Source organism: uncultured Bifidobacterium sp., from assembly GCF_949292005.1.
Classification (GTDB): domain Bacteria; phylum Actinomycetota; class Actinomycetes; order Actinomycetales; family Bifidobacteriaceae; genus Bifidobacterium.
Genome location: NZ_CASEXV010000033.1, coordinates 1 through 12,750 on the forward strand (window position 1 = coordinate 1; position 12,750 = coordinate 12,750).

The 12,750-nt window shown below is 60.9% G+C and carries 11 protein-coding genes; 6 read left to right on the forward strand and 5 right to left on the reverse strand.

What is annotated here, in order from left to right:
• The first annotated feature begins 271 nt into the window (after positions 1–271).
• A complete protein-coding gene (locus Q1X90_RS02665) occupies positions 272–1,855 on the forward strand; it encodes a zinc-dependent metalloprotease (protein WP_300766272.1) in 1,584 nt (527 codons plus the stop codon).
• A gap of 36 nt (positions 1,856–1,891) precedes the next feature.
• Here the strand turns inward: Q1X90_RS02665 and Q1X90_RS02670 are convergent, their stop codons facing one another.
• Complete coding sequence (locus tag Q1X90_RS02670) at positions 1,892–3,379, reverse strand: ATP-dependent helicase (protein WP_300766275.1); 1,488 nt, start codon at positions 3,377–3,379, stop codon at positions 1,892–1,894.
• A 104-nt stretch (positions 3,380–3,483) separates the two neighbouring features.
• Between Q1X90_RS02670 and Q1X90_RS02675 the strand changes: the two genes are divergently transcribed.
• Complete coding sequence (locus tag Q1X90_RS02675; RefSeq protein WP_300766278.1) at positions 3,484–5,193, forward strand: phosphotransferase; 1,710 nt, start codon at positions 3,484–3,486, stop codon at positions 5,191–5,193.
• Between the two features lie 107 nt (positions 5,194–5,300).
• Complete coding sequence (locus Q1X90_RS02680; RefSeq protein WP_300766280.1) at positions 5,301–5,525, forward strand: DUF3107 domain-containing protein; 225 nt, start codon at positions 5,301–5,303, stop codon at positions 5,523–5,525.
• Here the strand turns inward: Q1X90_RS02680 and Q1X90_RS02685 are convergent.
• Complete coding sequence (locus tag Q1X90_RS02685; RefSeq protein WP_300766283.1) at positions 5,479–6,420, reverse strand: PHP domain-containing protein; 942 nt, start codon at positions 6,418–6,420, stop codon at positions 5,479–5,481. The two genes, Q1X90_RS02680 and Q1X90_RS02685, sit on opposite strands and share 47 nt — an antisense overlap.
• Positions 6,421–6,548: 128 nt before the next feature.
• Here Q1X90_RS02685 and Q1X90_RS02690 point away from each other — a divergent pair, with 128 nt between their 5' ends.
• The gene (locus tag Q1X90_RS02690; protein WP_300766285.1) at positions 6,549–7,244 is read left to right on the forward strand and encodes a vitamin K epoxide reductase family protein; all 696 of its coding nucleotides are present in this window, start codon (positions 6,549–6,551) and stop codon (positions 7,242–7,244) included.
• A 108-nt stretch (positions 7,245–7,352) separates the two neighbouring features.
• Here the strand turns inward: Q1X90_RS02690 and dapF are convergent, their stop codons facing one another.
• Positions 7,353–8,270 (reverse strand): diaminopimelate epimerase, encoded by a 918-nt coding sequence (dapF, locus tag Q1X90_RS02695; RefSeq protein ID WP_300766288.1) that lies wholly within the window; start codon positions 8,268–8,270, stop codon positions 7,353–7,355.
• A 99-nt stretch (positions 8,271–8,369) separates the two neighbouring features.
• On the opposite strand from dapF, the gene murI reads away from it, so the two are divergent.
• Both murI and Q1X90_RS02705 read left to right on the forward strand, forming a co-directional pair.
• Positions 8,370–9,152, forward strand: a complete 783-nt coding sequence (gene murI, locus Q1X90_RS02700) for a glutamate racemase (RefSeq protein ID WP_300766291.1) — start codon at positions 8,370–8,372, stop codon at positions 9,150–9,152.
• A gap of 150 nt (positions 9,153–9,302) precedes the next feature.
• Positions 9,303–10,148 (forward strand): patatin family protein, encoded by an 846-nt coding sequence (locus tag Q1X90_RS02705; RefSeq protein WP_300766294.1) that lies wholly within the window; start codon positions 9,303–9,305, stop codon positions 10,146–10,148.
• Between the two features lie 179 nt (positions 10,149–10,327).
• Here the strand turns inward: Q1X90_RS02705 and Q1X90_RS02710 are convergent, their stop codons facing one another.
• Positions 10,328–11,230 (reverse strand): SPFH domain-containing protein, encoded by a 903-nt coding sequence (locus Q1X90_RS02710; protein WP_300766297.1) that lies wholly within the window; start codon positions 11,228–11,230, stop codon positions 10,328–10,330.
• Positions 11,231–11,319: 89 nt separating this feature from the next.
• Positions 11,320–12,579: an amidohydrolase gene (locus Q1X90_RS02715; RefSeq protein WP_300766300.1), complete on the reverse strand. Its 1,260-nt coding sequence runs from the start codon at positions 12,577–12,579 to the stop codon at positions 11,320–11,322.
• Between the last annotated feature and the right edge of the window lie 171 nt (positions 12,580–12,750).

Below are 12,750 nucleotides of genomic sequence, written 5' to 3' on the forward strand. Positions count from 1 at the left end.
CCAACCACAGACACCCCTGCCGTCAAGCGACGCCATCATCCCTTCACCCCACCGCGCGTGTCCGCACACATCCGTCCGCACATGTCCGCACGCACTGTCCCACGTGCGTACGCGTCCCCATACCAAGGCTCTCATTCCCGATCATTCCTCACATCCAGCGCCCGTCTCAAGCCCCACCCCCAACGCTGATTGCAAACATTTGATGGTGACGATGGCAGAGGACATGAACCTGAGGGACAATGGAGGCCACACCACCATGAAGGACGGCAGGATGGACGACAATACAATTCACCAATGGCTGATCGACTGCTTCGGCCCGGTCCAGGGGGAAACTGCGTGGGCGCAGTTCTCGCAGCTGCCGATCGAGGTTCGTGAACAACTGATGCGCCAGGACCCCGCGCAACTGCCGAAGCCGGAGGACGTTCAATCCATGATCCAGGCGTTCACGGCAGGCGGACTCAACACACCGTCGGAAATGGAGAAAAGGGTCGAAGAAGGGCCGATCAACACCAAACTGGCACGCACCATCGCGCTTAGAGGCAGCGAGGAGGGTGAGATCTCGGCGATCAGCGCGCAGGACGCCCAACGGGTCCGCAGTGCATGGAGCGAGGCGAATCTCTGGCTCGACACCGCCTGCCACTTCAATCCGGCACCAGGCGAGACCCAAGCGCTGACACGGTCGGGGTGGGTCGACGCGACGCTTGAATCCTGGGCAGGGTTCACTGCACCTGTCGCGAAATCGATGAACGACGCCCTATCGGACGTGCTGTCCAGCCGTTTTGGAGACTCCTTCGATGGACAGGTCACGGGTCTTTTCGCCGGCCCAGTGCCCATCCCCCTTCCCGAGGGGATGTCGAACCCACGACAGCTCATGCAGCTGCTCGGCAACACATCATTCGCCATGCAGCTCGGCCATGCGGCCGGGGAGCTCTCCCACGAGGTCCGCGGAAGCTTCGACCAAGGCATAGCGCTCTGCACCAACCCCGCAGGCGGACTGCTCCTTCAGAACATCGACGAGTACGCGTCGTCGCTGGAGATCGACAAGGACGAGGTCCTCTCGTTCGTCGCAGCCCAAGAGGCCGCGCATGCTCGACTGTTCAACGCGGTTCCATGGCTGATGCCACGCTTCGAGGCCCTGATCGGGAAATACTCACGTGGGGTCGACATCGATCTGGATGCGATGGAGGAGCAGCTTCGCGACGCGCAGGCCATGGATCCCGAATCAATATCGGGCGCCATGAACCTCACGAATGTGGGCATCGCCGACACTCCCGAGCAGACCGAGGCGCTCACCAGTCTCGAAACACTTCTCGCCTTAGTCGAGGGATGGGTCGACGCGGTTGTGTGGCGTGCGTGCATGCCGCATGTCGCGCACATCGAGCAGCTGCGCGAGATGGCCCGACGCGAAAGGGCCATAGGAGGCCCGGCCGAACGAACCTTCGAATCCCTGTTGGGGCTTCATCTCCGTCCCCGCAGAATGAGGGACGCCGCAGCGCTGTGGGAGCGCATCGGAACGCAGAAGGGGCTGGAGGAACGCGAGGCGATGTGGTCGCATCCGGATCTTCTCCCAAGTCTGCCGGATGAGTCGGCCGATCCATCCAACCCCCATCCGGCTCAGGATGGATCGACGGACTCATCCATCGAATCCCCAGCGAGCGACTCCACAAACCGGACAGGCGCGGCCGATTCGGAAATCACGGCGACATCAGCCACAAGCGGAATCGATTGGGATGCGGAGCTCAACAAACTCCTTGACGATGAGAACGGCGGATCGGACGACAATCAACCCGGCGACGACAAACCAGACGACGACAATGACAGGCCCGGCGGCGACAAACCCGGCGAGCTGTCCTGACATCGAGATCGCCGCATGTCATCCGACTGACGGAGCTCACAGAAAACGGCTGGGCTCCCGGACCGATCCACGGCCGTCAACACCGCTGGCATAGGAAAAATGAAGCGAGTCCCTGGCCCGCGTCACAGCCACATACAGCAGGCGTCTCTCCTCCTCAAGCGAATCGCCGCCTGTCGGCCCTCCGTAAGGCATAAGCCCCTCGGAGCAGCCGACGACGAAAACGTGCGCGAATTCCAAACCCTTCGCCGCATGAATCGTGGATATCGTGACGGCTCCCCCATCCACTGGAAGCCCCAACGACTCAAGAGCCGCCCGCCGCGACTCCTCCGTGGAACCGCCCTCATCCCACTGGGCGTCGCGCCTCACCCGGTATCGCAGGCCGACCAGACGCAAGGCGTCGCACACCACAGACTGCTGCGCGTTGATCCGGGTCAGAATCGCGCAATCGGAGGGCCTGACGCCTGAATCGACAAGACGCAGAATGCTCCGTGCCACCCCCTGAGCTTCCTCGTCATCCGTCTCGTATACGGTCCGGGTCACACGCCGCCCCTTGTCCCTGACCGGGGACAGACGGATGTAGTCATCACGATCCGGCGACGCGCCCAGAATCCTATTGGCCCACGAGACCACCTGAGGAGTCGATCGGTAGTCCGTTCGTAGGACGACATCCTCGGAGACGGGAGCGAAATCACGCGGAAACTCCATCAGATAATGGCTTGTCGCACCCGCGAACGAGTAGATGGTCTGCGCGGGGTCCCCCACCACGCACACATTGCGGTTGGTCCCTAGCCATAAACGCATCAGCCGGTATTGCACGGGCGAAACGTCCTGGAACTCGTCGACCGTCAGCCATCCCACATTCCCCCTGATCCTTCGCGCCACCTCAGGGTAAGCGTCCAGAACGTGGCACAGCAGAAGCAGGATGTCGTCGAAGTCTATCCTCCCGCGATAGGACTTCTCCTGCTCATAAGTCGAATACACCTCGACGAACCGGTCCGGACCCAAACCCGCCGGGGGGCGCCGGGACGACGCCGCGCACACGCGCGGATAATCCTCCGGCGCGATCAACGACGTCTTGCACCAGTTGATCTCCGCCTGCACGTCCCGCACATCGGAATCCGGAAGCCCCTCATCAATAAGGACCCTGGCCAGGGAACGCGCGACGAGATCATGCTGGTCCTCGAGGACCCGCGGAAACGGACCATCCGACAGATCCGGCCACACCCGCCGCAGCTGACGCAGCGCGGCGGAGTGGAAAGTGGCGGCGCGCACGGCCTCCCCCACTCCCAACGACGTGAGGCGGGACCTCATCTCCGAAGCCGCCTTGACCGAGAACGTCACTGCTAGAACCTTATCGGGATCCCACAACCCCGAGGCGCAAGCGTAGGCGATCCGCCGCGTGATCGTTCTGGTCTTTCCAGCACCGGCCACGGCGACGATACGAACCGGCCCCTCCACCGAGGTGGCTGCCAGACGCTGATCGTCATCAAGCCCCTCAAGTATTCGTTCAACGTCCTCATGCATGCCTCCATTGTGCCAGCGTGCGCGGTTGCGAACCGGCGGGCGGGGGAATCTGGCAAAACGAAACCGTTGAGGTGTTGCGACACGCCGTGTATTAGTGTGGAGGAGTGACCCAAAGAAGCAAGTTCCTCCTGGCGGCTCTGACATCAGCCGCCAAACCAGAGTTGGTCGTCGCCGGCGTCAGCGACAGCGCGCAGACGAACAGCGAGGATCAACGTCTGGGAATCGATCAGGCCGTCGTCCAGGACAGCGCGGGGACTCGCTATGACGTTCTCGCCACCGACACCGAAATGGGTCGCCAGCGCTTGGGCGCCCGCGTGGCTGCGGCGCAATGCCTCGACAACGCGAAGGAAATCAACGCCCTGAGCTTCTCGGTGGACAAGGTCATCGCCTACGCGGACGGCTCGGACCCCACGGGACCCACGGGAAACCACGCGGTCGTCATCGCCCGGCATCGTCCCGGACGCTCACGCCCGTTGGATCTACTCACCCTCGATGACTGCGAGGCCGTCGGAACCGCCATCGGAGCGGTGCATCGTCTTCCGGCAAGCGTCCTCCAGAATTCACGCTATCCCGTGATCTCCACGGAGCACATCCACTCTCAGCTCGTCGCATGGATCGACAGACTACGTCACGCCGGCCACGTCCCCCATGAGATCACCGACAGCTGGTCACGAATCATAGCCACTGACGGGCTGTGGTCCTTCACCACATGCTTCGTCCACGGCGGCTTCCACAACGGGGACATCCTCTTCAACGGATCGACGATCACGACCATCACCAACTGGCAGGATATGCAGATCAACGACCCCGCGCGCGACCTCGCATGGATCTTCTCCAAATTGGATGATGGGCACCGCAATGCGTTGATGTCGTCATATGGGCGCATGCGCGGCGCGAAACTCGATGGACTGATCATGTTGCGCGCGAATCTGTGGCTGCAGATGGAACAGGTCGGTGGATTCATAGAAGCCCTCAATCACGCCGACAACGCGAAGATCATGGAGTTCAAGGCCCGCGTCGAAAGACTCGCCCACCAGTTGGGAACAATGTCGCCTCACCGCGCCGCCACGCAGGCGCCCCGACATGCATCGCCGAAACCGCCGGTTGTCGGAGCCTCCTCCACAATCACCGTCGGCTCGCTGCTCTCCGACGACCATGACGACAGAACCGCCTCCCGTGACATCGAATCCACACTCATGCCACAGAACAACGAGCCCACCGAGGTCATCTCCCTTTTCGAGCGCGCACACCATGCGACCAACGACCATAGTGAGCGGACCGATATAGGCGAAAGGCCCAGACAGGCCGGCGACAGCGACCAAAACTTCCAAGCCCACCACACCGAGCAGGAGAACGAGCAGGAGAAGCGGAACGATCCTGCTGAGCGGCCCAGCCCTGTCAACCGGTCAAACCATGCCGATCAATCCAGCGCAGCAGATCAGACGAACCAGAGCAAACGAAGCCTCTGGACCTCATCCGATGCGATGAATGTATCCACCAGCTTCAGCCCCGATGACACGTCGCGCACAGTGGTCGTGGAAAGTCCCGTTATGGCCACCGGAGACGGGATACAGCGGACGGACCCGACCTCTGCGACGATACTCATTCCCGAAGTCGACAGCCGACTCAACGCCGAACGCGACGCAAGAGAAGGTCTCACCACCGCGCCACGGGACGCCGGGCCATCCGGCGACGAGGCAAGGTCGTCAGACGGACCAGCGTCCTCAGAGAATACAGCGCCCGCGGAAGACGTGGAGCCGGAGGACGATGACACCAACGACACACTTCGTCGGGAAGCCCCACCCCAGTCGTAATCCCCACACGCCGGCATCAACGGGCGCAGGACGCACATCCGTGTGATGATCAACCAAGAAGACACCAATCCAAGAAGACACCAACAGAAGAACAGGCAAGGATAATCATGGACATTGAATTCGGCATCAGAAACGTCGCCCGTCCCGTCAACTTCACCAGCGACCAGACGGCCGAGGCGGTGAGCGCCGCGATCAGCGATGCGGTCGCATCGCACTCGGTGATTGATCTCACCGACAGCAAGGGCCGCCGCATCCTCGTCCCCTCCGATGCCCTGGGCTATGCGGTCATCGGTTCGGAGACAAAGCACGCGGTTGGATTCGGAGCTCTTTAAAGGGAACCCCACGCTCCATGATCGCGGCCACGGTCTCATCACCGGTGAGATTCTCGCCGAGAAGGTTCGGCTTTCCGGCCCCGTGCCAGTCCGAGCCACCAGTGACCAGCAAACTCCATCGCCGGGCCAGACCAAGAAGCCGCTCACGCTGATCGGCCTGATTGCCCCGATGCCAGACCTCGACGCCGTCAAGACCCGCGTCGACCAACACGCCGAAATACTCGTCCGACAACAACGACGACCCGCGACTTCGGTCCCCGGCATGTGCGATGACGCTGACACCTCCCGCCGCATGGACGGCGGCCACCACATCGGGCGCATAAGGTGACGGCGTGGGAATGTAATAGGGACTTGAGGAGGACAGTATTCCGGAGAACGCCTCGGATCTGTCCGTGCAAACTCCGGCCGCCACAAGCGCGTCGGCGATGTGGGGCCGTCCGATGGTCGTGGCGTCACCCTCATGCGCTTGAGCCACAACAAGATTCCAGGTGATCGGGTAGTCGCGCGACAAGGCCCTTACCATCGCGCGCGCGCGATCCAGCCGCGCTTGGCGCGTTCTGCGAAAAAGCGACTCCATGACCAGGTCATGCGGATCGTATTGGAAAGCCAGCATATGGACCGACACTCCATCCATATCCGATGTGATCTCAGTGCCCAGAAGAACCGGAAGGCCCACGCGCTCGGCCTCGAACATCATGAAAGGCCACCCCACGCAGGTGTCGTGATCGGCGATGGCCACCCCATGCAACCCCGACCGCACCGCCAGATCCGCCAGCTCCCGAGGAGTGCACGTTCCATCGGAGAACACCGTGTGGCAATGGATATCCCATCCCGACGCCGGAGGAGCGGACATTCCAACATTTACGCTGGATGCGGCAAGAATCGACTGAGTCATGGAAACATCGTAAGCTAAGCGGGAGGACGTAGCCAGACGGATTGCCCGCCACACCAGGGATGGTCACGGTGGACGTCATCACAGTCGGCCGCGCTCCAACAACTTTGAACCATTAGCCAAGGACGATGATGACCACGACGACCGCCGAGTCCCCCACCCACGACGCATCCGACCTTCTGGATTCCGAAGATGCCGAAGCACTTGAGAATCACGCCTCCGTGTTGACGGGATGGCGTCATGGTCCCACGTGGACGTATCTGATCATGCTGCTCTCATCCATAGCCGCGCTGATTGTGTCGTTCGTCCTGTCGGCGGAGACCCTGCAGATCGCCCGCCATCCCCAGGAGCTGCTTGGCTGCGATGTCAACAAAGTGCTGTCCTGTTCCACCGTGGCCGAGTCGTGGCAGGCGGAGCTCATCCACTTCGGAGGGTTGAGCTACCCGAACGCATTCTTCGGCATAGCGGCGGAAAGCGTTTTCATCACCATCGCGGTCCTCGGGATAACGCGCATAGCCGTGCCCCGATGGTTCGCCATATGCACATGGCTGGGCGGGCTCGCGGCACTTGCGTACTCATACTGGTTGTTCAGCCAATCCATGTTCGTGATCAATGCCCTGTGCCCCTGGTGCCTGGGGCTTATGTTCGCCACGACGATACAGTTCATGGTGCTCTCCCATGCCACCGTAACCGTGCAGGGAATACCGATGTCTTCTGGATTGAGAAGCTACTATCGTCTTCGGTACGACCTCATGGTCGACGTGGTATGGATTCTGGCACTCATAACCCTCATCCTCGTAAAGGATGGCGCGGCGATCTTCGCCTGACGTGTCGGTTCCGGCACCCTCTAGTATCGACACGGTCCGGCACTGACATCACACTGACATCACGTCACTGACATCACGGATTTGTCTCACGATCCGCGGAATCTTGCCTTAGAAAAGCTCCACCCGTGCAACGATCGTCGCGGATCCTGTCAGACTCACCGCGTTGTCAGACACGTCGACGCGGAGCGTCCCGCCCCGCACCGTGATGTCCCATGACCTCACGCCTGTTCGCGAGCGCAGCACGACCGCAGTTGCGCACAGACCAGTTCCACACGACAGAGTCTCGCCGCAACCCCTTTCATTAACCCGCATCGTGGCCCGTCCCACAGCCGGATCCGCGGACTGGCATCCATCCGCCGGCATCGCGTCGACACGCACGAACTCGACATTCTGATCCGACTCGATGACCGGCTCCACAACAGGCTTGTGAACGAGGTCAAGCTCCTCGACCGATGGGAGGTCGGACACACCATCATCGACAACGGCGACCACATGGGGATTGCCCATATCGACGAAAGTGCCCGATGCCGACCCCGCGGACCCGGGAATCGTGACACGGTAGCCGTCGGAGTCGCCCATATCCCACGCGCCCATATCCACGCGGAAGACATCACGACCGTATGGAGGCACGTCGCCCAGATAGGTCAGAATCTTCACGCCGGCACGGGTTCCCAAAGCGAATGAGGATCCCACGGTGGAGGGCATCATTCCACGCCGCTGCGCGAATAGGGTGATCGCCCGGGTGCCGTTTCCGCACATCTCGGCCACCGACCCATCGGCGTTGCGGTAGTCCATGAACCACCGCGCGGACGCATTCGCGCACTCTCCCAGCATGGAGGACGACATGTCAGCGACATGCTCGGGATGGGTCAACCGCAGAAGGCCGTCGCCCCCTATCCCCCTATGCCTGTCGCAGAGGAACCGCACCTCATCGGCAGTGGGATCGTAACGTCCCTCGGAATCCTCGTACACAACGAAGTCGTTGCCCGTCGCATGGGCCTTGTAGAGGGTGTCGGGAATGCTCATACCCCGACAATAGACCCGTCGCGTCACAGTGGCCTCACGCCTACCGCGTAGCATCCCAAGGGGTAGTCTGGATGAACGGCTCAAAAAAGGGGGATCGCTATGTCATCGACGGCACCAATCGGCGTTTTCGATTCCGGTTTGGGTGGACTGTCGGTGGTCAGACAGATTCGTCACGGCCTCCCCCATGAGCGGATCCTCTATTACGGCGACTCGGCCAACGCACCATATGGCACACGCCCACCCGAGGAGGTGCGGTCACTGGCCCTCGGAGTCGCCCGACGGCTTGTGGACCAAGGCGCCAAGGCGATGGTCGTCGCCTGCAACACGGCGACGTCCGTGGCGATCGACCATCTTCGCGACGTCTTCGACATTCCCATCATCGGCATGGAACCCGCATTGAAAGTGGCCTGTGACCAAGGACATGGATCGTCGCAGAAGGTCATAGTCGCCGCCACCCCTCTGACGCTGAGGGAAAGCAAGTTCGCGGCGCTGATGAAGCGCTTCTCCCGGACCAACATCATTCTCAGGCAGCCCTGTCCCGACCTCGTGCGGATAGTGGAGGAAGGGCAGCTGGACGACCATGAGCTTGTCGACACGACGCTGCACCAGTATTTCGACGCCTATAACCTTGACACCGTCGACTCCGTGGTTCTGGGATGCACCCATTTCGTGTTCTTCCGCAACGATTTCCGCCGCCTGCTTCCCAGGACGACCGCAATCATCGACGGGAACAAGGGAACGGCGCATCATCTGTCGGTTGTCCTCGAATCACTCGGGCTGATGGCTCCCGAAAACCAGAGGGGCGGAACGCAGGTGAGCAACTCGAATCCATCACCGGCATTGAAGCGACTGTCGCAGGACCTTCTCGAACGGCCGCTGTGAACCGCAAGCCCTCGGGTGCTCCCCTGAAGATAGACACCACAGCGGGGGATACCACAGCGGGAACGCGCATCTTACGAAAAAGAACGCCGAACGACGATCAGCGTCGCGCCAAAACGGCATCGCACGGAAACAAGCAGAAAAGAGGTTGATATGTCAGGAACCGCGCTTATCGATGTGGGTGGAGGATACCGTGCCATCTATGGAGCGGGAGTCATGGACCGCTGTCTGGATGATGGGATCTCCTTCGACCATTGCTATGGAGTCTCCGCCGGAAGCGCGAATATGACGTCCTTCATAGCCGGGCAGGTCGGGCGGTCGCACCGCTTCTACACGGAATATTCGTTCCGCAAGGAGTACGCCAGCCCCAGCAACTTCGTGAAAGACCACAATTTCGTCGATCTGGACTATGTGTATGGAACGCTGTCGAACCATGATGGCGAGTACCCATTGGATTATGAGGCGTTTCACGCCAATCCCACCAAATTCACCGTGGTGGCCTGCGACGCGCGGGACGGTTCGGCCAAGTATTTCACCAAAGAGGACGTTGGATACGACGACTACGACATCATGAAGGCTTCATCGGCGGTTCCTGTGGCATGCGAACCGTATGTCATCGGCGGAGTGCCGTACTTCGACGGCGGAATCGCGGATCCGGTGCCCGTCCGACGGGCGCTGGCCGATGGATACGACCGCATCGTCGTCGTCCTGACAAGGCCGAAGGACGTTCTGCGTGAGCAGCGCAAGGACGTGGGACCCTCGCGAATCCTGGCCCGAACTTGGCCTGCGGCGGCGACACAACTCCTGAACCGCTACCGGCTGTACAACGATGAGGTGGCCCTTGCCAAGAAATACGAGAAGGACGGCACCGCACTGATCCTCGCTCCCACGGACCTTTTTGGACTGTCAACGCTCACGAAAAGCTTCGAGGGTCTGGAACGCATGTACCGGCAGGGTTACGCGGACGCCGACAGGATCGCGGACTTCCTGGCGCGCTGACTCAGAGGCGCGTGGAAACCCCAACCGTCTGCCTCCGCATGGTGACGGCGGTTTCGTAGGACACCATGCGAATCCGCTGGCACCATGCGAAACATGCGAAAACCGCCCCCATCCCCATGGAACTCAGGGGGTGGGGGCGGTTCTTATCGTTGTGGAGCTTGGTCGCGAGGGTTTCTGACTTAGTCCTGCGAGTGCTTGGCGGCGTCGTTACCCGTCAGAAGCGCCTGTGTGATCTGATTGTAGAAGTCCTGATATCCGCCGGGAGTCGAGGATGGAAGCACGACGGTCTTCGCGTTGGGCGATTCGCTGAGCGAACGGATCACGTCGAGATACTGGTTGAACAGCACGACGTTGTTCACGTCGGAGATGCTCATCCCCACGGCCTGAAGGCTTTTGATCTGGTCGACGATGCCGTTCGCGATCTCACGACGGTAGTTGGCCTGCCCCTCGCCCTGAAGCCTGTTCTTCTCGGCATCGGCCGCGGCCTGCGTCTCGATCTGAATCCTCTGGGCCTCCGCACGCTGACGGGTGGCCTCCTTCTCGCGCTGGGCGGCGTTGATGGAGTCCATGGCGTTCTTGACCTGCTGGCTGGGGTCGATGGAGGTGATAAGCGTTTTCACGACCGTGAATCCAAATCGCGACATCTCATTGCCCACCGTGCGCTGCACGTCCGCGGCCACATCATCCTTGCGTGCGAAGGCGTCGTCGAGATTCAGACCCGGAATCGCGGATCGGAGCGCATCCTCCATATACGAGCGCAACTGTCCCGCCGGATCGCGCAGTTCATAGAAGGCTGTGGCGACGTTCTCCGGATTCACACGGAACTGCGTGGAGGCCACCACGGTGACGAAGACGTTGTCCAGCGTCTTGGTCTCCAGCTGGACGTTGAGCTGGCTGACGCGCATGTTCGTCTTCGTCGCGATGTGGTCGACTACGGGAATCTTGACGTGGAAACCGGCGTACTGAACCTTGTGAAACTTCCCGAAACGTTCGATGATGAACGCCTGCTGCTGGGGCACGATGTACATGCCCGCCGCGACGACCACGACGAGAATGACGAGAATGGTGATAAGAACAGGCATGACGGTCTCCCTTGGCTGTGTTTCCTTGACGCGCGGATGAATGACCGCGCAGACCGTTGTCAATCCTATCAGCCGGCAGTCATCCGTCATCACTCTCCGACAAGATCGTGCAGAACCCGTATGGACAGATCGGCCAGAAAGCACGCTCCCGATGGTATGGCCCGGGGGTCCGGCGCGAAAAGAGGCGAATGAATCACATGCGGTGGGAACTCCGCGCTGGCCGCCCCCAGATGGACGAACAGACCAGCCGCCCCCGTCCATTCGTCATCACGACAGAGGTAGTACGAGAAGTCCTCCCCTCCCAGCGTCGCAGGAGAAGCCACGGACAGCAGTCCCGACGTCTCGGCCACTTCACGGGCGGCTGCGGCCAGTCCGGAATCGTTGATCACCGAGGGCGAGCTCGGCGTCCACGCAACATCGGCATGGGCCCCGAACGCCTGCGCGGTGAGTTCCGATACACGCAGAATCCCCTGACGGATCCGATCGCGGTCATCCACATCCGCGGTCCGGACGGTTCCTTCGAGAAAGGCCGTCGAGGGGACGACGTTCCACGTGTCGCCCGCCTCCAGATGAGTGACCGTGAGAACATGCGGGTGGACGGGATCGACCTCCTGGGATGCGAGATTCTGCAACGCGGTCACGATCGCGGCGGCCACCGACACGGGATTCACGCCTTTGTCCGGATGGGCGGCATGCGTTCCATGACCGGTGATGTCGATGCGGAACTTGTCCACGGCCCCCGACACTGCACCGGAACTGATGCCAATCTGGCGGACATCCAACGCGTCGGTGTCATGAGTTCCAAGAAAGACGCGAACATCGTCAAGGACGCCGGTGCGACGGACCGCCACGGCGCCAGTGGGATGCTCCTCATCCGCCCTGACCTCCTCGGCGGGCTGGAACACGACCTTGACGTCCCCGGCCAGTTCGTCGGAGCGTGAGTTAAGAAGAACGGCGGCGCCCAGCGCGACCATAAGGTTCACATCATGGCCGCAGGCGTGCATGACTCCAGGATTCTCGGATGAGTACGCCAAACCCGTTCGCTCATCCAATGGAAGCGCGTCGATGTCTCCTCGGATGGCGATCACCGGAGTGCAGGCGGAAGAACCGGCCGTCTGATCATTGGTGGAACAAGGATGATGAGACGAATGCGATCCACGGCCGCGGATAATGGCCACCAGACCGGTTTCCAATCCCGAATCAAGTATCTCTATTCCGTGATCCTCCAAAATGGCCCTGATTCTGGCCGTGGTCGCCACCTCGTCATATGACAGCTCCGGATGGCGGTGGAACCAGCGGTAATCGGCCATAAGCGCATTATCGAAGGTGACGTCGGCTTTATCGGTCATTGAATCCTTTTCCCTCATATGCAGAGGCGATGGCCTGGCACAATAACACTATGGCTAATTCACGAACAAACATGGCGTAAACAATGCTTTGATGTTGACAATATGACGCATATTAGCATTTTCAGAAATATGCTTGTTAAAAGCAAATAATCAGAAACGTCTGTTTAGATA